This window comes from Mycobacterium cajalii (assembly GCF_045809005.2).
In the GTDB taxonomy this organism is placed as follows: domain Bacteria; phylum Actinomycetota; class Actinomycetes; order Mycobacteriales; family Mycobacteriaceae; genus Mycobacterium.
Map to the genome: position 1 here is coordinate 3,189,982 of NZ_CM141436.1, position 24,018 is coordinate 3,213,999.

The following is a 24,018-nucleotide window of genomic DNA, read 5'->3' on the forward strand; positions in this document are numbered from 1 at the left end:
ACGGCGCCCAGTCACATGGTGAGGACGGTGCGGTAGTGCGCGCGGCCTTCCTCGAGCGCCGCGTAGCCCTCCGCGGCCTGCGCCAGCGGCAGCTCCTCGACCCACGCGCGCACGCCCGCCATCACCGCGAAATGCATTGTGTCCTCGACGTCCTTGGCCGTGCCCGAGGGATGCCCGACGATGCTGAGCCCCGGGTTGATCAGCTGGACGGGACTGATAGGCAAGGGGTCGGGGGTCACGCCGAGCGTGACCAGTTCCCCCTGGGGCGACAGCCCGCCGACGGTGTCGGCCATGGCCTGCGAGTTGCCGGCGGTGGCCAGGACGACCGCCGCCCCGCCCAGGGCCCGCATCGCCGCGGCGACGTCGCCGCTCGTCGAGTCGATGTAGTGGTGGGCCCCCAGCTTCCGGGCATCCTCGGCCTTGGCGGTGCCGCGGTTGATCGCGATGGTCTCGAAGCCCATCGCCCGGGCGAACTGGATCCCCAGGTGGCCGAGACCGCCGACGCCCAGGACCGCGACCCGGTCACCCGGCAACGCCTTGGTGTGGCGCAGCGCGTTGTAGGTGGTCACACCGGCGCAACCCATCGGGGCGGCCTCCACGTCGGTGAGCCCGTCCGGGATCCGGGCCAGCGCGCTGGCCGGCACCGTCGCCGACTCCGCGTAGCCGCCGGGATAGTGCCAGCTGGGGACCTTGCCGTTCTCGCAGTGGATGAACAGACCTTTCCGACACTGGTCGCACCGGTAGCAGCAGCCGCCGAACCAACCGACCGCGACCCGGTCGCCCACCGCGAAATCCTCGACGCCCGCGCCGAGTTCGGCGATGTTCCCGGCGAGCTCATGACCGGGGGTCAGGGGCCACGAAATGTTCGGGAAGCCGCCGTGGACGAAGGCCCGGTCGGTGCCGCAGATGCCGCACGCGGTGACCGCTATGCGCACCTCGCCGCGGCCGGGCGGCCGGGTTTCGACGTCGGCGAGTTCCAGGGCGGCGCCGGCAGACTGGATTTGGACGGCTTGGTGAGTGGGCACCCACTTACCCTAATGCGCCACAGATGATTTCGTCGCCCCGTCGGTGTGGTAGTCGACCTGCCAGTGCTTGATGCCGTTGAGCCAGCCCGACCGCAGCCGTTCGGGTCTGCCGATCGACTCCAGGTTCGGGATGCCGTCGGCGATCGCGTTGAACATCAGGTCGATCGTCATGCGTGCCAGGTTCGCCCCGATGCAGTAGTGCGCGCCCGTGCCACCGAATCCCACGTGCGGGTTGGGGTCGCGCAGGATGTTGAAGCTGAACGGGTCCTCGAAGACGTCCTCGTCGAAATTGGCCGAGCGGTAGACCATCACCACCCGCTGGCCCTTCTTGATCTGCACGCCGGACAGCTCGTAGTCCTGCAGGGCGGTGCGCTGGAACGACGTGACCGGGGTGGCCCACCGGACGATCTCGTCGGCGGCGGTGGCCGGACGCTCGCGCTTGTACAGCTCCCACTGGTCGGGGAAGTCGGTGAAGGCCATCATGCCCTGGGTGATGGAGTTGCGGGTGGTCTCGTTTCCGGCGACCGCGAGCAGGATGACGAAGAAGCCGAACTCGTCGTCGGAGAGCTTGTGGCCGTCGACGTCGGCCTGGACCAGCTTGGTGACGAGGTCCTCGCCCGGGTTCTTCGCCCGGTCGGCGGCCATCTGCATGCCGTACATGATGAGCTCGACGGACGCGGTGATCGCGTCGTTGTTGGCGAACTCGGGGTCCTGGTCGCCGACCATCTCGTTGGACCAGTGGAAGAGCTTCTTGCGTTCTTCCTGTGGCACGCCCATCAGCCCGGCGATGGCCTGCAACGGCAGCTCGCACGAGACCTGTTCGACGAAGTCACCGCGGCCCTGGGCGGCCGCTTCCTCGACGATGCGCCGGGCGCGCTCGGCGAGGTCGCCGCGCAGGCGCTCGATGGCCCGGGGGGTGAAGGCCCGCGAGATGATCTTGCGCAGCCGGGTGTGCTGCGGCGCGTCCATGTTGAGCAGGACGAACTTGCCGCGTTCGACCTGCTCGTCGACCGTGCCGTCCTTGTAGCGCGGCAGGGCCGTCTTCTGCAGGCTGGAGAAGACGTCGCTGCGCAGCGAGATCTCCTTGACGTCCTTGTGTTTGGAGACCACCCAGAAGCCGCCGTCGTCGAAACCGCCCGCCCCGATGGGCTGCTCGTTCCACCAGATCGGCGCGGTCCGCCGCAACTCGGCCAGTTCTTCCACGGGCAGCCGTTCCGCGTGGACGTCGGGATCGGTGAAGTCGAAGCCGGGCGGCAGGTCGGGGACCGGGGTGGCGGCTGGCTCGGCGGTTGGCATGGGCCCACTCCTCGAAACGAAGTCGTCTAGTCGTGCTTCAGTGCAAATAAACCATTGCCATCCCCCGTTGTGAAGCATCATCGCGATATCTCCGAGAAGAACTGCAACGTGTTCAGCGCCGCGAAATCGTGGGCGGACGGCGTTGCCCTCCCCTCCCACCGCGCGCATGCGGCCGGGGCGCCGAACCCGAAACACCTTGAGACCCGCGGCGCAGTGGATATGCTTTGTGCAGGTCACCGGCGGATCGCCGGGAGCGGCTGAGACGAAGGCTTACAGAAGCTAAGGGTGGAGCATGATTCGCGAACTACTCACCGTCGTTGCGGTCGCCGGCGGCGCGGTCGTTCTGGCGCCGTGCGCGGCCGCCGACCAGCATTACGATGGCGACGTGCCGGGGATGAACTACGACGCTTCCCTCGGCGCGCCCTGCGACAACTACGAGCGCTTCATCTTCGGGCGCGGCCCCAGCGGGCAGGCCGAGGCGTGCCATTTCCCCCCGCCCAACCAGTTCCCGGCCGCGACCACCGGCTACTGGGTGATGTCCTACCCGCTGTACGGCGTTCAGCAGGCCGGAGCCAAGTGTCCGGGCCCGCAGTCGGCGGCACAGTCGCAGGCGGGGCTTCCCATGTTGTGTCTGGGTGCGCAGGGATGGCAGGAAGGATGGTTCACCGGCGCAGGGTTCTTCCCGCCCGAACCGTGACCGGCTGACTCATGGACCGCACCCGGCCGGCCGAACCGCCGATCCCGCGCTGGCTGCGCGTCGTCCTGGCCTCCGATCGCGCGGGCTCGGCCTGGTAAGTCGGGACCGGCTTCTTCTTCGCGCCCGCGCTCGCCCTGGTGTCCCCGTGGCCCACGGTCACCGCCGCGCTGTGGGCCCTCATCGGACTGGCCGGACTGTTGCTGGGCCTGCTCGGGATCGCAATGGCCGCCGGGTTGGCGCGAATCCTGCGATCCGGCGCCGAGATCCCCGAAAAGCACTGGCGCAGTTTGGTGAACTACTTCAGACCTGCCGGCCGCGTCTAGAGTCTTAACAAAGTCCGGCAACCATGAGGAGACTCCGATGGGCTTCAACCCCAAAGACGCCGTCGACGCGGCCAGGGACATCGCGACCAACGCGGTCGAGAAAGCGTCCGACATCGTCGAACACGCCAGCGACATCCTCCGGGGCGACATCTCCGGCGGCGCCAGCGGCATCGTCCAGAACTCCATCGGCATCGGCACGTACGCGGTCGACCGGACCAGGGAAATGTTCACCGGCAGCGACGACGACGAGGACGACTAGCCCGTCATCGAACGCTTGCCGCGTCGACCAACGTGGTCGGTATGCACCACGATTCGCGCATACCCACCATGTTCGGCGCGTCTCAGACGGTGGCAGCCTCGTTGAGCTCGTCGAGCCGGTTGGTCGCCTCCAGGTACTCCTGGACCCAGCGCTCGATGACGGTCGCGGTCTTCTCGACCTTGGTGAACTGACCGACGACCTGGCCGACCGGGTTGAACGCGACGTCCACGCTCTCGTTCGGGTACCTGTTGGTGGCCCGCACCGCCATGCCGGAGACCATGTACTGCAGCGGCATGCCGAGCGGCTTGGGGTTGTCCGGCGCCTCCCACGCCTCGGTCCAGTCGTTGCGCAGCATGCGGGCCGGCTTGCCGGTGAACGACCGGCTGCGCACGGTGTCGCGGCTGCCCGCCTTGACGTATGCCGCCTGCTGGACGGGCGTGTTCGAGGATTCCTCGACCATCAGCCACTGCGAGCCGGTCCACGCGCCCTGCGCGCCGAGCGCCAGAGCCGCCGCGATCTGCTGGCCGCTGCCGATGCCGCCGGCCGCCAGCACCGGCACCGGCGCCACTTCCTTGACCACCTGCGGCCACAACACGATCGAGCCCACCTCACCGCAGTGCCCGCCGGCCTCGCCGCCCTGGGCGATCACGATGTCGACGCCCGCGTCGGCGTGCTTGCGGGCCTGCGAGGGCGAGCCGCACAACGCCGCCACCTTGAGTCCCGCGTCGTGGATGTGCTTGATCATGTCGGCCGGGGGAGTGCCGAGCGCGTTGGCGATCATCTTCACCTTCGAGTGCTTGAGCGCCACCTCGACCTGGGGCGTGGCCGTCGCCTCGGTCCAACCGAGCAACTGCAGGCTGTCGCCGTCGCTGTCCTCGATCGGCACGCCGTGGTCGGCAAGGATCTTCTTGCCGAAGTCCAGGTGCTCCTGCGGCACCATCTTGCGCAGCGTCTCGGCCAGTTCCTCGGCGGACTGGTGTGAGTCCATGCCCTCGTACTTGTTCGGGATCACGATGTCGACCCCGTAGGGGTGGTCGCCGATGTTCTCGTCGATCCAGTTGAGCTCGATCTCCAGCTGCTCGGGCGTGAAGCCCACGGCGCCCAGCACGCCGAAACCGCCGGCTTTGCTGACCGCGACCACGACATCGCGGCAGTGGGTGAACGCGAAGATCGGAAACTCGATACCGAGTTCGTCGCAGATGGCGGTGTGCATGCCTACTCCTCGGACGCCGGGCGAAAATTGGAACGTGTTCTACTTTAGTACGGCCGTCGCCGACGGGGCCAGCCAGGTCTGGCGCGTCGCAACTACGACCGATCATCGCCGGGACCTCGCCGCGGCGACGCCCGCGCCGCACTGCGAGGCATCGGGCGCGCGTTGTTGACTTGGTGTCAGCAACGCGCAGTTATGCGCCTACCATTTACCGGGGACGGTAGACCTACCGCCGGAGGTGTAGATGTCTTTCGTAGTCGCAGCGCCGGACGTGTTGGCGTCGGCGGTAGCGGACGTGGCACAGATCGGTTCGGTGCTGACCGCAGCCAACGCGGCCGCCGCGGCCCCCACCGCCGTGATGGCGGCTCCCGCCGCCGACCAGGTGTCGGCGGCAATCGCCTCTTTGTTCAACGGCCACGCTCAGGAATATCAGATGCTCGGCGCTCAGGCGGCCGAGGTCCACGCGCAGTTCGTGCAGGCGCTGAGCGGCGCCGGCAACGCCTATGCGGCCGCCGAGGCGGCCAATGCCACGCAGCTGCAGAACCTTGGGCAGGACATGCTGGGAGCGATCAACGCACCCACCCAGGCGCTGTTGCAGCGCCCGCTGATCGGCAACGGAGCCAACGGGGTGGCAGGCGAAACGTTGACGCAAGCCAATGGCGGTCCCGGCGGGCTGCTGTGGGGTAACGGAGGCAACGCCGCGACCGACTTCGGCGGTCAGGGCGGCACCGGCGGGTCCGCAGGGCTGTTCGGCAGCGGTGGCTCCGGCGGTACGGGGACCCTTTTGGCCGGCGGCGCCGGTGGCAACGGCGGCTGGCTGTGGGGCAACGGCGGCGCCGGCGGGTCCGCCACCACCGCCGGGGCGGTCGGCGGGGCCGGTGGCAACGCGCTGTTGCTCGGTGCGGGTGGACCCGGCGGAAACGGCGGCGCCGCGGGAATCTCCGGGATCGGCGGGAACGGCGGCGCCGGCGGGCACGGCGGCTTCCTGGCGGGCATCGGCGGCACCGGCGGGGCCGGCGGCGACACGACGACCGGAACAGGCGGGACCGGTGGTGCCGGCGGCAACGGAATCGGCCTGTTCACCGGCAATGGCGGTGCCGGAGGCACGGGCGGCAACGCGACCGGCGACCTGGGCCATGGCGGCGCCGGGGGCGTGGGCGGTGAGGCCGCGGCGCGCCTGCCCTTCGGGATCGACTTCGCCAGCGGCGGCGCGGGCGGCGCCGGCGGAACCGCCACCACGGGGACGGGTGGCACGGGCGGCGCCGGCGGCGCCAGTGCCGCCGCCGGTTTCATCGGATTCGACCTCGTCCAGGGCGGCGCCGGCGGCGCGGGCGGCGCCGCGACCGGCGCCGGCGGAACCGGCGGCGTCGGTGGCGCCGGTGGCATGACCGGCGCCCCGGTCGTCGTCGGGGCGGGCTTCGCCCAGGGTGGCAACGGCGGGGTTGGCGGCGCAGCCGTCCTCGGCACCGGCGGGCAGGGCGGCGACGGCGGCATCGGCGCCACGCTCGCCGGCATCGCCGGCGGCGGCAACGGCGGCCTGGGCGGCGAAGGTCTCACCGGCGGCAACGGCGGCAACGGCGGCCTGGGCGCCGCGTTCGTCAGCGCTGTCGGCGGCACGGGCGGACACGGCGGCGAGAGTCTCGGGACCGCCCCCGGCCAGGGCGGTAACGGCGGCGACGGCCTCGGGTTCTTCGGCGGGGGCGGGCACGGCGGTGACGCGGGCATCGGCGTTGGTTCGGCTGACGGCGGCAACGGCGGCAACGCCGGAGTGTTCCAGAACGGAACCTACACCCCGTCGTTCTTCGGTATCGGCGGCGACGGCGGCAACGGCGTCAACGGGGGCGCGGGCGGCACCGGTGGGCTCTCCGGCTACATCGGCGCCAACGGAAACAACGGGACGTCGTAGCCGGATTCTCGGCCGGCGCCGCCGCGGCGCCGGCGCTCTTGATCCACGGGTTGCCCGCGGGTAGCCTTGGTGCCAATTACGACACTGGTAGTAGCGTAATTTTGTCTTTCCCCGTTCACCGAGAGGATCGGCTCGATGCGCAGCCCCTATGCCGGCCGGCCCTTCACCACCTCGACGCCCGAGATCGCCGCTGCGCTCGAAGATGTCAGCATTCCGACGCTGCTGCTGTCCCTCGTCCACATCACCGGCGACCCCCGGTTCATTCGCGACTTCAAGCCAATGGGCATCTTCCTCAACGAGATCCAGGGCTTCATGTCGGAGGAGGACAAGGCCCGGGCCCGCGCTGCGGCCCTGCCAGCGCTCACCGAATACCGGGACCGCGGGTGTCCCGAGCCGCAACCGCTGAGTTCGGACCTGATCCGGGAGATGCTGGACTGGGCCGCCTGCGAGCATGTCACCGACGACTACCTGCCCCTGATCGCCGAGGAGATTGACCTCGACGGCGTCGACCCCCGCCGCCCGGCGGCCCTGCCGAGCGAACGCGCGGCAGGACTCCCCGTCCTCGTCGTCGGATGTGGCGAATCCGGCATCCTGGCCGGCATCCGGCTCAAACAGGCCGGCATCCCGTTCACGATCGTGGAGAAGAACGCCGGCCCCGGCGGAACATGGTGGGAGAACCGCTATCCCGGCGCCCGCGTCGACGTCGCCAACCACTTCTACTGCTACAGCTTCGAACCCAACAACGACTGGACGCATTTCTTCGCCGAGCAGGACGAGTTGCAGGACTATTTCGCCCGGGTGCTGGACAAGCACGAACTGGGCGAGCGGGTGCGCTGGCAGACCGAGATGGTTGCCGCCGAATGGGACGACCACGACGGCGTGTGGGTCGTGACGCTGCGCCCGGCCGACGGGCGGACCGAGACAATGCGCGCGCGGGCCCTCATCACCGCGGTCGGCCAGCTGAACCGGCCTTTGATCCCCGACTTCGACGGCGCCGAGACCTTTGCGGGCCCGGCGTTTCACTCCTCGGCCTGGGATCATTCCGTCGATCTGACCGGCAAGCGGGTGGCGCTGATCGGGGCCGGCGCCAGCGGTTTTCAGATCGCGCCCGCGATCGCGGGCGATGTCGAGCACCTGACGGTCTTCCAGCGGACAGCACAGTGGATGTTCCCCAACCCGATGTATCACGACGCGGTCGGCGACGGGATGCGCTGGGCGATGCGCCACCTCCCGTACTACGGACGGTGGTATCGGTTCCTGGTGCTGTGGCCCGGCGCCGACAAGGGGCTCGACGCGGCGCGCGGCGACGCCGACTACGCCGATCAGGGCGAGGCGGTCAGCGACATCAACGCCGCCGCCCGAATGATGTTCTCGCAGTGGATCACCGACCAGGTGGGCGGCGACGAGGAGTTGTTGGACAAGGTGTTGCCCGACTACCCGGCGTGCGGCAAGCGGACGCTGCAGGACAACGGCAGCTGGCTGCAAACGCTGCAACGGGACAACGTCGAACTGGTGCGCACCCCGATCCGGCAGATCACCCCGCGCTGCGTCGTCACCGAAGACGGCGTGACGCATGACGTCGACGTCATCGTCTATGCCACCGGGTTCCGGCACACCGACGTGCTGTGGCCGCTGAAGATCACCGGGCGCGACGGCACCGACCTGCACGAGATGTGGGGGAGCCGCCCGTACGCCTACCTGGGTATCACCGTTCCGAACTTCCCCAACCTGTTCATCGTCTACGGGCCCGGCACGCACCTCGCCCACGGCGGCAGCCTCATCTTCCAGTCCGAGCTGCAGATGCGTTACGTCAACCGGTGTCTCGAGCATCTGGTGGGGGCCGACCTGCATTCCCTGGAGCCGACGGCCGAGGCGGCCACGGCCTGGCATCAGCGGACGCAGACCGAGATCAGGCAGATGGTGTGGTCGCACCCCGCCGTCAAACACACCTACTTCAAAAACCCCGACGGCGAGATCCACACCGTCAGCCCATGGCGCCTCCCCGAGTACTGGGCGGCGGTCCGCGAGCCCGACTGGTCCCAATTCATCCTGCGGACAAAGGAAGCGAGTACGCCGACATGCGGACGGTAGTCATCGACGGACCCACCAGCATCCGGGTCGACACCCGCCCCGACCCTGCGCTTCCCGGCTCCGACGGGGCGATCGTCGAAGTCAGTGCGGCCGGCATCTGCGGTTCCGACCTGCACTTCTACGAGGCGGATTTTCCGCTGGCCGAACCGTTCCCGCTCGGCCACGAAGCGGTGGGCACAGTCGTCGAGGTCGGGCCGGAGGTGCGCACGGTCAAGGTCGGCGACCAGGTGATGGTGTCGTCGGTGGCCGGCTGCGGCAACTGTCCCGGCTGCGCTACCCGTGATCCGGTGATGTGCCACGCGGGGTTTCAGATCTTCGGCGGCGGCGTACTCGCCGGTGCGCAAGCCGACCTGCTCGCCGTGCCCGCCGCCGACTTCCAGCTGCTGAAGGTCCCCGAGGCGATCAGCACCGAGCAGGCGCTGCTGCTGACCGACAACCTCGCCACCGGCTGGGCGGCTGCGCAGCGGGCCGATATTCCGCTCGGCGGCGCCGTGGCGGTGATGGGCCTCGGCGCGGTCGGTCTGTGTGCACTGCGAAGCGCGCTATTCCAAGGTGCCGCAAAGGTTTTCGCCGTGGATCGAGTCGACGGCCGCCTGGACCGTGCTGCGTCCTGGGGAGCGACACCGCTCAAGGCGCCGGCGGTGGAGGCGATCCTGGCCGCCACGGGCGGGCGCGGAGCCGACGCGGTCATCGACGCCGTCGCCACCGACGCCTCGATGACCGACGCCCTCAATGCGGTCCGGCCGGGCGGCACCGTCTCGGTCGTCGGAGTACACGACCTGCAACCGTTCCCACTGAACGCGCTGGGGTGTCTGATCCGCAGCATCACGCTGCGAATGACGACGGCGCCGGTGCAGCGGACCTGGCCGGAATTGATTCCGCTGCTCGCCTCCGGCCGGCTGGACGTGGACGGCATTTTCACGACGACCATGCCGCTGGACGAGGCGGCCAAGGGTTATGCGACCGCGGCCGCCCGCAACGGCGACGACGTCAAGATCCTGCTGACACCCTAGGAATTCCTACCGCGTCGCCGTGATGTACTGCGACCGCATGAAGCTGTCGATCTTGACGTCGACCTCCGGCGGGACCATCCCGTACGCCGCTTCCAGCTGGAGGGTGTTGCGGATCGGCTCGACAGCCCAGCCGTGCGAGGACAGCCAGTCGGCCGGGTCGCTCATCGGCTCATAGGTCAGCGCCGAGAAATCGACGCTCCCCGACATGTTGACTCCAGGATGGGCCGCCTCCAAGCCTTCCAGCTGGTCGTGATCCAGCCGCGTGCCCAACGCACCCACGGCGACTCGGCTGCCCGGCGCGCTGAGCCCGCTGATCAGGGTGAAGAGCGTGTTCTGGGCCTCGTCGGTCAGGTAGGGCAGAATTCCCTCCACCGACCAGGCGCTGGGACGTTCCACGTCGAAGCCGGCCGCCTCCAGCGGCTTGGACCATTCACTGCGCAGGTCCGCGGGGACCTCGACCCGGCGCGCCTTCGGGGCGGCGCCGCGCTCAGCCAGCACCCGGGACTTGAATTCCAGCACCTTCGGCAGATCGATTTCGAAAACCGTTGTGCCCGCGAGCCAATCGAGCCGGTACGCCCGCGAATCCAGGCCGGCTGCGACGATCACCGCCTGCTGCACGCCCGCTTGTCCGGCCGCGAGGAAGAAGTCGTCGAAGAATCGGGTCTGGACACCGTAGAGGCGGGGAAAGGCCGTCTGGTCCTCGGAGGTCCCCGGGTTGGCGAGCACGTCGGCCAGATACGGGTCCCGCGACGCGGCGATGAATGCCTGCGCGTACTCGTCGCGAACCAACGGCTGCGGGCTCGTGGCGTGCACCGCCCGCCAACCGGCCACCAGCAACGCGGTGTAGCCCACGCTGCTGACGATGTCCCAGTGGTCGTCGTCGGAACGCAACGACCCGAACTCAGGTGTCGTGCTCAATTCGGTCCTCCCCGTCGCAGTCCCCGACGTCACCAAGGTACCCGCAGCGGCACGGTCAAACCTCGAGAAGCACCGTGACCGGCCCGTCGTTGACCAAATCGACCTGCATGTCCGCGCCGAAGACCCCCGTTTCCACGTGGGCACCCAACTGCCCCAACGCCTCCGCGAACGTCGCCACCAGCGGTTCGGCGACGGAGCCGGGGGCCGCGGCGTTCCACGACGGGCGGCGGCCTTTCGCGGTGTCGGCGTACAGGGTGAACTGACTGACCACCAGGATCGGCGCATCGACGTCAGCGGCCGACCGCTCGCCAGCGAGAATGCGCAGGTTCCAAAGCTTTTCCGCCAGGCGCCGCGCTTTGCCGGCGTCGTCGCCGTGGGTGACGCCGACGAAGGCGAGCAGTCCCTGGCCGGACGGGGAGATGGCGCTTACCACCCGCCCGTCGACCGACACCGCCGCCGAGGAGACCCGCTGCACCAGAATCCGCACGATCCTCGATGCTGCCAGGCCGGCTGGGTAGGCTCGTCGGGTGTCTGTGCTCGTGGCGTTTTCCGTGACCCCGCTGGGCGTGGGTGAGAGCGTCGGCGAAATCGTCGCCGAAGCGGTACGGGTGGTTCGCGATTCCGGCCTGCCGAACCAGACGGATTCGATGTTCACCGTGGTCGAAGGTGATACCTGGGAAGAGGTGATGGGCGTCGTGCAGCGGGCGGTCGAGGCCGTGGCCGCTCGCGCCCCCCGGGTCAGCACGGTGATCAAGGTGGACTGGCGTGCCGGGGCCGGCGACGCGATGGCGGCAAAAGTCGCCTCCGTCGAGCGACACCTGGCCGGCGGTTAGGCCTGCACGGCGGTGCTGAACGCCCGCTCGGCCGCCTCACCGTGAACGGCGAAGACCACTTTCTCGAGTGAGCGGGCGCGGTGTCGGCGCGCGGCCCCATCCGCGCCTCCTCGGTCGACTCGCGCTGCACCTCGGGTCCACCCGGGCCGAACGGTCGCCGCGGCGACGCCGCCACCGTGTGGTAGCCCGATGTGGGCCGCATTGGCGATCGCGTCGATGTCGAGCTTGGTCACCTCAGCCTGCAGCACCTGCACATCGATCATCGGCTCATCGCCGCGCGGCACCGGGTGGCTCCGAAAGCGCTGCCGGGCGCGCCGCAATTCACGAAGCGGCATTGTCTTCCGACCGAGGGCTTTGATCTCCGGCCGCCACGGACGACGCTCTCCCTATGAAGTCCACTCCGGCGAGCACGCCCCAGCGACTCGCGTTCGCCGGCGCGGCGATGGCATTGGCGCTGACGCAGGCGGGCTCGGTGGCGATGGTGGAGATCGGATGACGGCGCCATTCACACAGAAAGCCGTGATGGTTGCCCACATGAGAGTGGAAACGCGTGCCAGTGCGCCGTCGGCAATAAGCAGCTCCGCTTTCGCCGGCGGTGTGCCGATCCCATCGCAATACAGGGGCAATACAGGGTCGGGGACGCAAATGTCCCGCCACCGGACGCTGTTCGAGGCACCTGCCTCCACTCGATGGCGCTGGCAGTCCCGCCCGGCTCCAGCGAAAGCGGGGGTGGCCAGACCGGTCCGCCGCGTAGGCCGGCCAGACGCATTGCCGACGAACCTACGGAACGGCAGGTGCGTACGACATGACCAGCGAAACACCGAACAGCGGGGGCACCGTCGAGCCCGGTGAGCCGGGCGGAGCTGCGGGGGCCGGGGGAGCTGGAGGCGCGGGCGGTGCCGGAGGTGCCGGGTCAACCCGGGCAGCCGGGCCAACCCGGGCAGCCGGGCCAACCCGGGCAGCCTGGCCAACCCGGGCAGCCGGGCCGGCCGGGCTGAAACCAGCCGTAGCGGATCAACCGCTGCACAGCGCCGGTCTGTGGCGTGGGCCGAAGATCGGTCAGCGATCCGAAAAATCCCGCCACTAGGCTCATGACGGTGAGCGCACGCGCAGGCATCGTCGTCACCGGGACCGAGGTCCTCACCGGACGAGTCCAAGATGCAAACGGTCCCTGGATCGCCGAGCGACTTTTGGAGCTCGGCGTCGAATTGGCCCACATCACCATTTGCGGTGACCGCCCCGCCGATATCGAGGCCCAGCTGCGCTTCCTTGCGGGCGAGGGCATGGACCTGATCGTCACCAGCGGCGGGCTGGGGCCCACCGCCGACGACATGACCGTCGAGGTGGTCGCCCGGTTCTGCGGACGCGAGCTGCAGCTTGACGTCGAGGTCGAGAACAAGATCGCCGGGATCCTCAGAAAGCTCATGGCGCACTTCGATTCGGACGACTTCGACGCGGTGCGCACCGCAAACCGCAAGCAGGCCATGGTTCCGGAAGGCGCCGAAGTGCTCGACCCGGTGGGCACCGCGCCGGGTGTGGTCGTCCCGGGCAAGCCCACGGTTGTCGTGCTTCCGGGGCCGCCGCGTGAGCTGCAGCCGATGTGGCGCAGGGCGATCGAGACTGCTGCGGCGCAGCAGGCGATCGCCGGGCGCACCACGTACCGACAAGAGACCATCCGGATGTTCGGGCTGCCCGAATCGGGGCTGGCCGAGAGCCTGCGCGCGGCCGAACAAACTGTGCCCGGCTTCGCCGGACTCGAGATCACCACCTGCTTGCGGCGGGGGGAGATCGAGATGGTCACCCGCTACGAGCCGGAAGCCGAGGACGCCTACGCGAAACTGACCCGGATGCTGCGCGACAAGCACGGGGACCAGCTCTACTCCGAGGACGGGTCCACCGTCGACGATCAGGTTGCGCGACTGCTGACCGGTCGCAGGATCGCGACGGCCGAATCCTGCACCGCGGGATTGCTGGCGGCGCGGCTGACCGATCGGCCCGGCTCCTCCGACTACGTGATGGGCGGCGTGGTGAGCTACTCCAATGAGGCGAAGGCGAATCTGCTCGGCGTCGACCCCGCCCTGATCGAAGAACACGGGGCGGTGTCCGAACCGGTCGCCGAGGCGATGGCACGCGGTGCCCTGGAGCGCTTCGGCGCCGACACCGCCGTAGCGATCACCGGGATCGCCGGTCCGGGCGGGGCCACCGAGCAAAAGCCGGTCGGGACCGTGTGTTTCACCCTGATGCTCGGCGACGGCCGGGCGGACACCCGGAGGCTGCGGCTGCCCGGGAACCGATCCGACATCCGGGAGCGCTCGACGACGGTGGCCATGCACCTGTTGCGGCGCATGCTGAGCGGCCCGAGCTAGTCAGGCTTCCGTTGGCAGAAAAGCGCTTTCGGCGGTGCCGAACCGAATTCCGGTGGCGTCCTTGCCGATCAGCGTCAGCACCATGACCGCGAGGAATACCGGCACGATCGTCGCCGCCAAAGCGAACGGATAGCCGTGCGACTCGGCAAGCCGTTCCTGGATCGGCAAGTTGAACGCCGCCAGCAGGTTTCCGAGCTGATAGGTCACGCCGGGGTAGAGCCCGCGGATGGCGTCCGGCGACAGTTCGGTCAGGTGCGCCGGGATCACCCCCCAGGCACCCTGCACGCACACCTGCATCAGGAACGCACCCAGACACAGCATCGCCGCGGTGCGCGAGTAGGCGAACAGCGGCACGATCGGCAGGCCCAGCACCGCGCAGAACACCACGGTGTAGCGGCGGCTGAACCGCTGCGACAGCGTCCCGAACACCAGCCCGCCGATGATGGCGCCGAGGTTGTAGACCACCGCGATCCACTTGACGGTCACGCCGGACAGGCCCGCGCCGTGGTTGGCGGTGGCGCCCAGGAACGTGGGGTAGACGTCTTGGGTGCCGTGGCTCATCCAGTTGAACGCGGTCATCAACAACACCAGGTAGAAGAACCGGCGGATGATCGCCTTCCCACGCAACACGTCGCGGAGCTTGGTGCTGGTGAGCCGCAACCGGTCCTGCGCGGCCTCCCACACCTCCGACTCCTCCACCCGGTAGCGCACGATCAGGCTGATCAGGGCCGGGACGATGCTCAGGGCGAACAGCCAGCGCCACGACAGGCCCAGCAGGTTCATCACCACCAGGGAGGCCAGACTGGCCAGCAGGTAGCCGAACGCGTAGCCCTCCTGCAGCAGGCCCGAGAAAAAACCGCGCCGTTCGGTGGGCACCTTCTCCATGGCCAGCGCGGCGCCCAGGCCCCACTCGCCGCCCATCCCGATGCCGTAGAGCAGCCGGAGAATCACCAGCACGGCGAAGTTGAGCGCGAACGCGCACAAGAACCCGACCACCGAGTAGAACACCACGTCCACCATCAGCGGCAGCCGCCGGCCGACGCGGTCGGCCCAGAGCCCGAACAGCAGCGCGCCCACGGGACGCATGACCAGGGTGGCCGTCGTGACGAACGCGACCTCGGCTTTGCTGCGGTGGAACGTTGTCGCGATGTCGGCGTAGACGAACACGACGATGAAATAGTCGAAGGCGTCCATGGTCCAGCCCAGCCACGCCGCGACGAACGAGTTCCGCTGGTCGCGGGTGATCTTCTCGCGAGGACGTTGTGTTGTCACGTCAGCATCGTGCAGTACCGGGCGCGGTGGCGCGAGAGTATGTTGCGGATGCATGCGGATCATCGACGCCGACGGACATGTCGCCGAGAACTCCTCACTGGCGACCGAAGCGATGCAGCGCTGGCCGCAGTACGTCAAGCCCGCCGCCGACGGCAGCCGGTTGACGTTCGAGGGACGCAGCTACCCGGTCGACGAGGGCCCGGGCGCGGGTTGCCCGCCGCAGCACGGGATCAGCAAGGCCCCCGGGATTCACTGCCGCTCCACTGAAGGAGTCCTGCAAGACGCCGACCGCGATCACATCGACACCATGGTGCTGTACCCGAGCCTCGGATTGTGCGCGCCCAGCCTCGAGGACCCCGAGTTCGCCGCCGGATTCGCGCGGCTCTACAACCAATGGATCGCGGACTACTGTGCGCCGTCCGGCGGCCGGCTGAAAGGCGTCGCCGTCACCCCGATCGAGCATGGCCACGTGGCCATCGACGTCATGACCGAGGCCAAGGACCTCGGGCTGGTGGCCACGCTCGTCCCGCCGGCGCTCAAGACTCGTAACCTCGACCACCCCGACCTCGACCCGTTCTACGCCGCCGCGGTCGAGCTCGGGATGCCGCTCGGCATCCACGGCGCCCCCGGCATCCACCTGCCCAAGATCGGCGTGGACCGCTTCACCAACTACATCCAGGTGCACTGCATCAGCTTCCCGTTCGACCAGATGACGGCGATGACGGCGCTGGTGTCCGGCGGCGTCTTCGAGCGGCACCCCGATCTGCGGGTCGCCTTCCTCGAGGCGGGCGCCGGCTGGGTTCCGTTTTTCATCGACCGCCTGCACGAGCACTACGAGAAGCGCGGCGACTGGGTCGAGCGCGGCTGGCGCCGTGACCCGCACGAATACCTATGGGCGGGCAACATCTGGGTGACCTGCGAGCCGGAGGAGCCGATCCTGCCCGGCGTGATCGACGTGCTCGGCGCCGACTTCATCATGTTCGCCAGCGACTACCCACACTGGGACGGCGAATGGCCGGAGAGCACCAAGCATCTGCGCACCCGCGCCGACATCAGCGAAGATGCCCGCGAAAAGATCGGCGGCCTCAACGCGCAGCGCTTCTACAGGCTGAACTAACGCGCCCGGGGTGGCAGGATCGTTCGACATGGGTGCTTTCCTGCTCCGGGCCACATTGACCGGCTTTGCGTTGTGGTTGGTCACCAAGTTCGTCCATGGGATCGAATTCGTCGGCGGCCACAGCACATTGCAGACGGTCGGCATCATCTTCGTCGTCGCGGTGGTCTTCGGCCTGGTCAACGCGTTCGTCAAGCCGGTCGTCCAGATCCTGTCGATCCCCCTGTACATCCTGACGCTCGGCCTGATCCATATCGTGATCAACGCCTTGATGCTGTGGATCACCGCATGGATCACCGAACACACCACCCACTGGGGACTGCGCTTCGACCATTTCTGGTGGACGGCGATCTGGGCGGCGATCGTGCTGTCGATCGTGAGTTGGGTGCTGTCGCTGGTGATTCGCGACGTCAACCGTCGCACCCGCGCCTAGAGGCCCTCAGCGGCCCCGCCACCGCGGCGGTCGCTTCTCGGCGAAGGCGCGCGGCCCCACTGAACTTTGCCGGAGGCATTCTCAGTGGTGAAATCCGGTCGCTGTGCCGAGTTTCATTGTCGTATGCGGACTCGAGGTCAAGCGCCAAGCCCTCGACGGCCGACTGCTTGGTCGCCGAAACCGCGAGCGGTGCGTTGGCCGCGATGCGCCCGGCGTAGTCGTACGCGATATCCATCAGCTCTTCGGCGGGGACGAGCCGGTTGATCAGTCCCATCGCCAACGCGCGCTCCGCATCCACCATGTCGGCTTGTCAGCAGCGGCTCCATCGCCATGGGGTAGGGCAGTTGCCGCGGCAGCCGCACGGTGCTCCCGCCGCCGGCGAAAAGACCCCGCTTCGGTTCCATGACCGCAAAGCGCGCATCCGGCACGGCCACGCGGATGTCGGTGGAGGTCAGCATCTCGAAGCCGCCCGCGACGCAGGTGCCGTTCACGGCCGCGACGATCGGCTTGTACACGGGAAAGCGGTGCAAGACGGCATGGATTGCGTCGACCTTGTCCCACCCTTCCGGTTGGGCCAGCTCACCGGTCACCTCCGGGATGAACGTCTTGAGGTCGGCTCCGGTGCAGAAGTCCCGGCCGACGCCGGTGATCACCGCGACCCGGGCGCCGGTGTCGTCGCGGAACGCAGCCCAGGCGTGGGCCAGATCGCGGAAATGCGCCATGTCCAGCGAATTACGTGTCTCGGGCCGGTTGATCGTGATGGTGGCGATGTGGGCGTGCAGCGTGTAGTCGATGCTCACCGCGTCTCCCCGTGACCGTCGGTCACGAGGCGGAGCACGTCACGGGCACAACCCCACGAGAGGGTCACGCCGTTGCTGCTGTGCCCGTAGTTGTGGATGCACAGTGCTCGTCCGGGGGGCGAGCCCAGCGGCTCGGCCTCGAGACGGACCGACGGGCGGTCCGGGCGCAACCCGGTGATCGTCTCGATCACCTCGGCGTCGCGCAGCCGCGGCTCGATCCGGCGGCACCGCTGCAGGATCCGCTCGCTCACCTCGGGGTCGGCGGTGGTGTCCCAGCGGTCGGGGATGCTGATGCCGCCGCACACCACCCGCCGCGGGTGAGGGAAGTAGCAGGTCCATTCCGACCCGCCGCTGATCTCCAGGAACAGTTGGCGCAGACCGGGATTCGTCAGAACGACATGCTGGCCGAACAGGGGCCGCACCGTGTCGTCACCCGCCAGCGTCCGGGCGCCGAGGCCGGCGCAGTTCACGACGATCGGGGCGGTGTCGGCGACCTCGGCCAGCGACACGACCGCATGCGCCTCGATTTCACAGCCGGCCGCCGCCAGTCGCCGGGTCAGGTACTCCAGGTATTGCGGCATGTCGATCATCGGCACGGTGGCGCAAACCGCGGCATCGAAGCCGTCGGGAATCTCGGCAGGCTCGGCCGCCCGCAGGTCGGGGATCGGTTCGACCGCCGCCCAGATCGCTGCGTTGAAGTCCCCGGCCGCCATCGCCGGTGCCAGCTGGACTCCGGTGGCGGGGTCGTCGGCGAGTTCGCGGAACACCCGCAGCGAGTGTTCACACCAGGCCCGCGTCGCGGTGGCACACCCGGCCGGCCGCGGGGGTGTCCACACCGCACCGGCCACCGCCGACGTGGTCTGGTGTGGCATTGCGGTCGCCCACACCCGCACCGGCCACCCCGCCTCGGCCAGGCAGATCGCCGACGTCAGCCCGCTGACACCCGCGCCGACCACGACGATCTGTTGGGTGGTGGCCACGGCGGCAAGAACTCAGCGCGGCGCGTTCCCGCCCAGCAGCCCGTTGAGGATGCCGAGCTGGGCGCCCGCGATCTGTGGCGGCGTTTCGGCGGGCAGGTTGGCGTCCGGGGTCAGCTGCCAGGGCTGGCAGCCGTTGGTCTTGAACGACTTGTCCGTCGCATCGATGCGGACCACCTGCGGCTTTTTGGTCAAAGCGTTGTCGACGACGTTGCCGTCGGGGTTGCCCGTCCGCTTCCAGTAGCAGGTGCCGTCGCCGACGGGCCCGCCCGAACTGTAGATGCCCGGCGCGATGTCGGTGCCCACCGCGTACGTGCCGTCCTTGTCGATGGTCGTCTTCGGGGCGGGCGGCGGCGCCGGATCCGGGTCCGCGCCGGCAACGGCGGCACCGGCAACGCAGCCCGCAAATAGCAGCCCCGCGGCACCGAACCGTGCCGCGATCGGTGCTTTCGACTTCGAGCCCATAGCAGAGCAGTTTACCGGCGCGAACGCCGCGGGTGGTGGCCTCGGGTCAATTGCACACGGCCCGCACCCCCAGGACCGGCTGGGAGCCGCGGCCGTCGTCGAAGTCCGGCGCCCACGGCCAGCGGCCGCGCTCGTCGGCCCACACCACCTGAAGTGCGCTTACCGCGCCGAGGATCGCGACTGCGCACTTCAGATGGGCCTCGGGATGGTTCACCTCGACCATCTCGACGGCGGGCCCATCGGGCGGGGTGATCCGCATGCCGTGCGTCGGCGGATCGCCCGTCATGGCCATCCGGGCCACCGAGTTCAGCAACCGGAGCGCGCGCACTGGCTCGGCGCCGGTCAACAACAGTTCGGGCAACCCGCAGCGGCTCAACCCCACGGTGTAGGCGAAGGGCCTTCGGTCGGTGACGTACTGCACCGCCCAACCGTTCGCGAGCATCTTCGCCTGCACCTCGGCGAGGTAGTCCTCTACGGGCCTGCCCGGGTGGTCACACATCCAACACATGGCGGAGTCCTCTTTCGTCCTCGCTCGTCGTTGCTTGCGACCACCATGCCCGCGGGGTCCGACATTCCCGCCCCAAACGCACGGCACCCCGCGGGCCGGATGGCCCGCGGGGTGGCGGTGGGAGGTCGATCTAGCGCAAATCGAACCGGTCGGCGTTCATCACCTTGTTCCACGCGGCGACGAAGTCCCGCACGAACTTCGGCTGCGCGTCGTCGGCTCCGTACACCTCGGCAAGAGCCCGCAATTCCGAGTTGGCACCGAACGCCAGGTCCACGCGGCTCGCGGTCCACTTCGGCTGCCCGGAGACGCGGTCCTTGCCCACGTAGGTCCCGTCGTCGGCGCCCGACGGCTCCCATGCGGTGCCCATGTCGAGCAGGCTGACGAAGTAGTCGTTGGTCAGCGACTCGGGCGTGGCGGTCAGGACGCCCAGCGGCGACTGCTTGTAGTTGGCGCCCAGGACGCGCAGACCACCGACCAGCACCGTCATCTCGGGTGCGCTGAGCCGCAGCAGGTTGGCCCGGTCCAGCAACAGGTACTCGGCCGGCATCGAGCTCGCCTTCCCGAGGTAGTTGCGGAAGCCGTCGGCCTTCGGCTCGAGCACGGCGAAGGACTCGACGTCGGTCTGCTCCTGCGTCGCGTCGGTGCGGCCGGGGGCGAACGGCACCGTGATGTCGTGGCCGGCCGCCTTCGCCGCCTTCTCGATGGCGGCGCACCCGCCCAGCACGACGAGATCGGCGAACGACACCTTCTTGTTTCCGCCCGCCGCGGAGTTGAAGGACTCCTGGATTCCCTCCAGAGCGCGCACCACCTGCGCCAGCTCGTCGGGCTCGTTGATCTCCCAGCCGGCTTGTGGCTGCAGGCGGATGCGGCCGCCGTTGGCGCCGCCCCGCTTGTCGCTGCCGCGGAACGACGACGCCGCGGCCCACGCGGTCTTAACCAGTTGGGAGACAGTCAAACCCGACGCAAGGATCTTGCTCTTGAGCGCGGCGATGTCGTCCGCGCCGATGAGCTCGTGGGAGACGGCCGGCACCGGGTCCTGCCACAGCATGACCTCCTTGGGGACCAGCGGCCCGACGTAGCGGGAGACGGGCCCCATGTCGCGGTGGATCAGCTTGTACCACGCCTTGGCGAACTCGTCGGCAAGCTCCCCGGGGTGGTCCAGCCAGCGCCGGGTGATCCGCTCGTAGATCGGGTCGACCCGCATGGAGACGTCGGTGATCAGCATGGTCGGGGCGCGTCCCGGCCCGCCGAAGGGGTCGGGGATCGTGCCCGCCCCGGCGCCGTCCTTGGCGGTGTACTGCCAGGCACCGGCGGGGCTCTTGGTCAGCTCCCACTCGTAGCCGTACAGGATCTCCAGAAAGCTGTTGTCCCACTTCGTCGGGGTGTTGGTCCACACGACCTCTAGGCCGCTGCCCATCGCGTCACTGCCCAGGCCACTGCCGAACGAACTCTTCCATCCGATGCCCATCTGCTCGAGCGGGGCTGCCTCGGGTTCGGGACCGACGAGCTCGGCCCGGCCGGCGCCGTGGGTCTTGCCGAAGGTATGTCCGCCGACGATCAGCGCGGCGGTTTCGACGTCGTTCATCGCCATGCGGCGGAAAGTCTCGCGGATGTCCACCGCGGCGGCCATCGGATCCGGATTCCCGTTGGGGCCCTCCGGGTTCACATAGATCAGGCCCATCTGCACCGCGGCCAACGGGTTTTCGAGGTCCCGGTTACCGGTGTAGCGCTCGTCCCCGAGCCAGGTGCTCTCCTTGCCCCAGTACACCTCGTCCGGCTCCCACTGGTCGACGCGGCCGAACGCGAAGCCGAAAGTCTCGAAGCCCATGGACTCCAGCGCGCAGTTGCCCGCGTAGACGATCAGGTCGGCCCAGGACAGGCTCTTGCCGTACTTCTTCTTGACCGGCCAGAGCAGTCGGCGGGCCCGGTCCAGCAGGACATTGTCCGGCCAGCTGTTCAGCGGCGCGAAGCGCTGCATGCCCGCTCCGGCGCCGCCGCGGCCGTCCTCGATGCGGTAGGTGCCCGCGGCATGCCACGCCATCCGGATGAACAGCGGCCCGTAGTTGCCGTAGTCGGCGGGCCACCACTCCTGCGAGTTCGTCATCACCGCTTCGACGTCCCGCCGCAGGGCGTCGACGTCGAGCTTCGACACCTCAGCGGCGTAGTCGTACGCTTCGCCCATCGGGTCGGCGACAGGCGGATTCTGGTGCAGGATCTTCAGGTTGAGCCGGTGTGGCCACCAGTCCTGGTTGCCGCCACCCTCCACGGGATGGTTGAGGTGACCATTCCCGACAGGGCAACCTCCCTGCTGTAGTTCGGTGTTGGCTTCTGCAATGGGGGGGTGTTCCTCTGGCATGGCATCACTTCCTCAGATGAAATTGCCGGGTTCTGATCGGGGGCTTGGTCACGACACATCTGTGCGGACGTCTGTGCGGCAGCGGCAGGCGTGGCGACCTCGGCGACGGGCTGCCCCGAGCAGGTCTGGCAGAAACCCCAGTAGATGACTTCGCTCTCGTCGAACAAGAACCCGCACTCGTCGGAGGGGATCAGGCAGGGCCTCTCCCCGACGGAACAGTCGACGTCGGCAATGGCGCAGCATCCGCGGCAGACGAAGTGGTGGTGGTGGTCGACCCGGGTCTCGTAACGCGCGACCGATCCCGACGGCTGGAACCGTCGCAACAGACCCACCTCGGTCAGGGCGTGCAGGACGTCGTACACCGTCTGTCGCGAGACGTCCGGCAGGGCGGCACGGACGATGCCGAAGATCGATTCCGTGTCGGCGTGCGGGTTCGTCTGGACGGCCCGGAGGATGCCGACCCGTGGGCGGGTCACCCGCAGGTCGACCCTGCGCAGCTGCTCCGCATAGACCGCCATCCCAGGCATACCGTTAACATGACGCTCTATTTTGGAACCATTCAAGAGGTCAGCTCCCCTTTCTTCGCGCGGTTTACGCCTCGACGCGTTCGAACTCCCCGTTCGCGCGAGGTAACTGAAAAGCTAATTACTACACCTCGATCACCGTAGAGCCCTTAGACCCCTGTCGAGTGAATCTACCGAACTCCCCGACCGCACACAGCAAACCGTCCGTCATAATTTGGCGGGACTTTCGGGCCCTGAGGAACGATCGGCTTCCATAGCGCGCTATTTGCAACAACCGCCCCGCAATTCGTCGATTTCAAGCCGTCCGGTACGCGTCGGAGGTCGCGGGGTTCCTTGGGCGACTCGCCGCCCGCAGCTAGTACTGCAGCCGTAGTTCGTGATCATTGGTTTTCTTGTCGCTGGTAGTGGGATAGCTGGGCTCGGTATTGATGTCGTCGTCGCCAGCGTGACCATGCCAGCAGGCTGGCGATGGTGCGGCGGGTGGTCAACAGGACCATGTCGAAAAGGCGGCGAAATTCGTTGACGGTCAACGTGATCAGTCCGACTGGGGTGGGGTGGGTGTCGCGTTCGACAGCGGTGGCCACGGCCAAGAAGGCGTGGGCGAGCATGGCCAGAGTGGTCCAGCGCTGCCAGGAGCGCCAGCGACGGACCTGGTGCTGGTCGAGGCCAGTCAGGCCCTTGGCGGCTTGGAAGGATTCCTCGATGCGCCAGCGTTGACCGGCGACGGTGACCAGGGTGTGCAGGGTAACGGGGCGTGGGGCGTAGCAGCGCAGGTAGGCCAACTCGCCTGTGGTGTCGTTACGTCGGATCAGCAACTGGTGGCAGCCGGTGTCGGTGTCGTCTTCGGCAAGCAGTGTGATCCAGGCCCAGGAGTAGTAGCGCTGCCCGTGGCTGCCTGCGCCGGCGGAGTGTTTCTGCCACGCCCACGGCGGCAGCTGCGCGGGGAGTTGGTCGACGCGGATCGGCCCAGCTGAGGTGGGTACTCGCCGGTTGGCGGCCACGGCCAGCACATAACCCAGCCCGTGGCCGCGGATGGCGGCACGCAGCTTGGGGTCGGCGCCGTAGACCTCGTCGCCGGCCACCCAGGCCGCGGGGACCTTCGCCTCCACGGCCCGTGAGATCAGCTGCTTGGCCAGGGTGGGTTTGGTCGCAAACCCCCTGCTATTGCCGGGGATTCCCGCCTCGTCGCAGCGATCCGGATTCTCGGTCCAGCAGCGCGGCAGATACAGTGCGCGGTCGATCAGGGCATGCCCGCGTGGGGCGGCATACGTCAGGTACACCGCGACTTGGGAGTTCTCGATGCGCCCGGCGGTGCCGCTGTATTGGCGTTGCACACCGACGGTTGCGGTGCCCTTCTTGACGTCGCCGGTCTCGTCGATGATCAGCACCGCGTCGGGATCACCGAAAGCGTCGATGACGTAATCACGCAGATCATCACGGACCGTATCGGCGTCCCACTTGGCGCGGGCCAGCAGGTGCTGCAACCCGTCCGGGGTGGCATCACCGCGATGTTCGGCGATCGTCCAGCAATTTTTGCGGTCCAGCCCCGAGACCATCCCGGCCATCAGTGCTGCGGCATGCCGCAGGGGTTCGTGGCGGGTAAACCGCGGCGCGATCCGATCGATCACCTCC

At 68.5% G+C, this 24,018-nt stretch carries 22 protein-coding genes and 2 pseudogenes; 10 read left to right on the forward strand and 14 right to left on the reverse strand.

Annotation, left to right across the window (positions count from 1 at the left end):
• Positions 1–11 precede the first annotated feature (11 nt).
• Positions 12–1,025, reverse strand: coding sequence for an alcohol dehydrogenase catalytic domain-containing protein (locus tag ACJ512_RS15185; RefSeq protein WP_407687139.1), 1,014 nt, complete (start codon positions 1,023–1,025; stop codon positions 12–14).
• 9 nt (positions 1,026–1,034) lie between these two features.
• Entirely contained in the window at positions 1,035–2,321 is a 1,287-nt protein-coding gene (locus ACJ512_RS15190) for a cytochrome P450 (protein ID WP_407687138.1), read from the reverse strand.
• Positions 2,322–2,613: 292 nt separating this feature from the next.
• Between ACJ512_RS15190 and ACJ512_RS15195 the strand changes: the two genes are divergently transcribed.
• From ACJ512_RS15195 to ACJ512_RS15205, 3 genes and pseudogenes are all read left to right on the forward strand, one after another.
• Positions 2,614–3,018: a hypothetical protein gene (locus tag ACJ512_RS15195; protein WP_407687137.1), complete on the forward strand. Its 405-nt coding sequence runs from the start codon at positions 2,614–2,616 to the stop codon at positions 3,016–3,018.
• 11 nt (positions 3,019–3,029) lie between these two features.
• Positions 3,030–3,341: pseudogene (locus ACJ512_RS15200) on the forward strand (hypothetical protein).
• Positions 3,342–3,378: 37 nt separating this feature from the next.
• Entirely contained in the window at positions 3,379–3,600 is a 222-nt protein-coding gene (locus ACJ512_RS15205; RefSeq protein ID WP_407687136.1) for an Rv1893 family protein, read from the forward strand.
• A gap of 82 nt (positions 3,601–3,682) precedes the next feature.
• Here the strand turns inward: ACJ512_RS15205 and ACJ512_RS15210 are convergent, their stop codons facing one another.
• The gene (locus ACJ512_RS15210) at positions 3,683–4,813 is read right to left on the reverse strand and encodes a nitronate monooxygenase (RefSeq protein ID WP_407687135.1); all 1,131 of its coding nucleotides are present in this window, start codon (positions 4,811–4,813) and stop codon (positions 3,683–3,685) included.
• A 241-nt stretch (positions 4,814–5,054) separates the two neighbouring features.
• Between ACJ512_RS15210 and ACJ512_RS15215 the strand changes: the two genes are divergently transcribed.
• From ACJ512_RS15215 to ACJ512_RS15225, 3 genes are all read left to right on the forward strand, one after another.
• Positions 5,055–6,716 carry a PE family protein gene (locus ACJ512_RS15215; protein WP_407687134.1) on the forward strand — a complete coding sequence of 554 codons (1,662 nt, stop codon included), beginning with the start codon at positions 5,055–5,057 and terminating at the stop codon, positions 6,714–6,716.
• 135 nt (positions 6,717–6,851) lie between these two features.
• Positions 6,852–8,807 (forward strand): flavin-containing monooxygenase, encoded by a 1,956-nt coding sequence (locus ACJ512_RS15220; protein WP_407687133.1) that lies wholly within the window; start codon positions 6,852–6,854, stop codon positions 8,805–8,807.
• Positions 8,795–9,820 carry a zinc-binding dehydrogenase gene (locus ACJ512_RS15225; protein ID WP_407687132.1) on the forward strand — a complete coding sequence of 342 codons (1,026 nt, stop codon included), beginning with the start codon at positions 8,795–8,797 and terminating at the stop codon, positions 9,818–9,820. The genes ACJ512_RS15220 and ACJ512_RS15225 overlap by 13 nt, the downstream gene beginning before the upstream one ends.
• A 6-nt stretch (positions 9,821–9,826) precedes the next feature.
• On the opposite strand, the gene ACJ512_RS15230 is transcribed toward ACJ512_RS15225, so the two are convergent.
• Together ACJ512_RS15230 and dtd are read right to left on the reverse strand one after the other, a co-directional pair.
• Positions 9,827–10,738 (reverse strand): class I SAM-dependent methyltransferase, encoded by a 912-nt coding sequence (locus ACJ512_RS15230; RefSeq protein ID WP_407687131.1) that lies wholly within the window; start codon positions 10,736–10,738, stop codon positions 9,827–9,829.
• A gap of 55 nt (positions 10,739–10,793) precedes the next feature.
• Positions 10,794–11,225, reverse strand: a complete 432-nt coding sequence (gene dtd, locus ACJ512_RS15235; RefSeq protein ID WP_407687130.1) for a D-aminoacyl-tRNA deacylase — start codon at positions 11,223–11,225, stop codon at positions 10,794–10,796.
• A gap of 40 nt (positions 11,226–11,265) precedes the next feature.
• Here dtd and ACJ512_RS15240 point away from each other — a divergent pair, with 40 nt between their 5' ends.
• Complete coding sequence (locus tag ACJ512_RS15240; RefSeq protein WP_407687129.1) at positions 11,266–11,571, forward strand: MTH1187 family thiamine-binding protein; 306 nt, start codon at positions 11,266–11,268, stop codon at positions 11,569–11,571.
• On the opposite strand, the gene ACJ512_RS15245 is transcribed toward ACJ512_RS15240, so the two are convergent.
• Positions 11,568–11,855 carry a macro domain-containing protein gene (locus tag ACJ512_RS15245; RefSeq protein WP_407687128.1) on the reverse strand — a complete coding sequence of 96 codons (288 nt, stop codon included), beginning with the start codon at positions 11,853–11,855 and terminating at the stop codon, positions 11,568–11,570. The two genes, ACJ512_RS15240 and ACJ512_RS15245, sit on opposite strands and share 4 nt — an antisense overlap.
• A gap of 813 nt (positions 11,856–12,668) precedes the next feature.
• Here ACJ512_RS15245 and ACJ512_RS15250 point away from each other — a divergent pair.
• A complete protein-coding gene (locus ACJ512_RS15250) occupies positions 12,669–13,937 on the forward strand; it encodes a competence/damage-inducible protein A (protein WP_461479749.1) in 1,269 nt (422 codons plus the stop codon).
• Here the strand turns inward: ACJ512_RS15250 and ACJ512_RS15255 are convergent, their stop codons facing one another.
• Complete coding sequence (locus ACJ512_RS15255; protein ID WP_407687156.1) at positions 13,938–15,131, reverse strand: MFS transporter; 1,194 nt, start codon at positions 15,129–15,131, stop codon at positions 13,938–13,940.
• A 130-nt stretch (positions 15,132–15,261) separates the two neighbouring features.
• Here ACJ512_RS15255 and ACJ512_RS15260 point away from each other — a divergent pair, with 130 nt between their 5' ends.
• Positions 15,262–16,326, forward strand: a complete 1,065-nt coding sequence (locus ACJ512_RS15260; protein WP_407687126.1) for an amidohydrolase family protein — start codon at positions 15,262–15,264, stop codon at positions 16,324–16,326.
• A gap of 28 nt (positions 16,327–16,354) precedes the next feature.
• Positions 16,355–16,756, forward strand: coding sequence for a phage holin family protein (locus ACJ512_RS15265; RefSeq protein ID WP_407687155.1), 402 nt, complete (start codon positions 16,355–16,357; stop codon positions 16,754–16,756).
• Positions 16,757–16,893: 137 nt separating this feature from the next.
• On the opposite strand, the gene ACJ512_RS15270 is transcribed toward ACJ512_RS15265, so the two are convergent.
• From ACJ512_RS15270 to ACJ512_RS15300, 7 genes and pseudogenes are all read right to left on the reverse strand, one after another.
• Positions 16,894–17,556 carry an enoyl-CoA hydratase/isomerase family protein gene (locus ACJ512_RS15270; protein WP_407687125.1) on the reverse strand — a complete coding sequence of 221 codons (663 nt, stop codon included), beginning with the start codon at positions 17,554–17,556 and terminating at the stop codon, positions 16,894–16,896.
• Positions 17,553–18,536, reverse strand: a complete 984-nt coding sequence (locus ACJ512_RS15275) for an FAD-dependent oxidoreductase (RefSeq protein ID WP_407687124.1) — start codon at positions 18,534–18,536, stop codon at positions 17,553–17,555. Before ACJ512_RS15275 ends, ACJ512_RS15270 begins: the two co-directional genes overlap by 4 nt.
• Positions 18,537–18,548: 12 nt before the next feature.
• Positions 18,549–18,998 carry a hypothetical protein gene (locus ACJ512_RS15280; protein ID WP_407687123.1) on the reverse strand — a complete coding sequence of 150 codons (450 nt, stop codon included), beginning with the start codon at positions 18,996–18,998 and terminating at the stop codon, positions 18,549–18,551.
• Positions 18,999–19,044: 46 nt separating this feature from the next.
• The gene (locus ACJ512_RS15285; protein WP_407687122.1) at positions 19,045–19,497 is read right to left on the reverse strand and encodes a DUF4262 domain-containing protein; all 453 of its coding nucleotides are present in this window, start codon (positions 19,495–19,497) and stop codon (positions 19,045–19,047) included.
• A 139-nt stretch (positions 19,498–19,636) separates the two neighbouring features.
• On the reverse strand, positions 19,637–21,862 hold the full coding sequence (gene katG / locus ACJ512_RS15290; protein ID WP_407687121.1) for a catalase/peroxidase HPI: 2,226 nt from the start codon (positions 21,860–21,862) through the stop codon (positions 19,637–19,639).
• A gap of 101 nt (positions 21,863–21,963) precedes the next feature.
• Positions 21,964–22,389: pseudogene (locus ACJ512_RS15295) on the reverse strand (Fur family transcriptional regulator); the annotation flags it as partial.
• Between the two features lie 377 nt (positions 22,390–22,766).
• Entirely contained in the window at positions 22,767–24,011 is a 1,245-nt protein-coding gene (locus tag ACJ512_RS15300; protein ID WP_407689811.1) for an IS701 family transposase, read from the reverse strand.
• Positions 24,012–24,018 lie beyond the last annotated feature (7 nt).

Coding starts and splice junctions, on each gene's coding strand:
- ACJ512_RS15215 (WP_407687134.1), top strand. CDS start 5,055: ATGTCTTTCGTAGTCGCAGCGCCGGACGTGTTGGCGTCGGCGGTAGCG.
- ACJ512_RS15265 (WP_407687155.1), top strand. CDS start 16,355: ATGGGTGCTTTCCTGCTCCGGGCCACATTGACCGGCTTTGCGTTGTGG.
- ACJ512_RS15280 (WP_407687123.1), bottom strand. CDS start 18,998: ATGGGCTCGAAGTCGAAAGCACCGATCGCGGCACGGTTCGGTGCCGCG.
- ACJ512_RS15210 (WP_407687135.1), bottom strand. CDS start 4,813: ATGCACACCGCCATCTGCGACGAACTCGGTATCGAGTTTCCGATCTTC.
- ACJ512_RS15285 (WP_407687122.1), bottom strand. CDS start 19,497: ATGTGTGACCACCCGGGCAGGCCCGTAGAGGACTACCTCGCCGAGGTG.
- ACJ512_RS15225 (WP_407687132.1), top strand. CDS start 8,795: ATGCGGACGGTAGTCATCGACGGACCCACCAGCATCCGGGTCGACACC.
- ACJ512_RS15190 (WP_407687138.1), bottom strand. CDS start 2,321: ATGCCAACCGCCGAGCCAGCCGCCACCCCGGTCCCCGACCTGCCGCCC.
- ACJ512_RS15255 (WP_407687156.1), bottom strand. CDS start 15,131: ATGGACGCCTTCGACTATTTCATCGTCGTGTTCGTCTACGCCGACATC.
- ACJ512_RS15260 (WP_407687126.1), top strand. CDS start 15,262: ATGCGGATCATCGACGCCGACGGACATGTCGCCGAGAACTCCTCACTG.
- ACJ512_RS15205 (WP_407687136.1), top strand. CDS start 3,379: ATGGGCTTCAACCCCAAAGACGCCGTCGACGCGGCCAGGGACATCGCG.
- ACJ512_RS15220 (WP_407687133.1), top strand. CDS start 6,852: ATGCGCAGCCCCTATGCCGGCCGGCCCTTCACCACCTCGACGCCCGAG.
- ACJ512_RS15195 (WP_407687137.1), top strand. CDS start 2,614: ATGATTCGCGAACTACTCACCGTCGTTGCGGTCGCCGGCGGCGCGGTC.
- katG (WP_407687121.1), bottom strand. CDS start 21,862: ATGCCAGAGGAACACCCCCCCATTGCAGAAGCCAACACCGAACTACAG.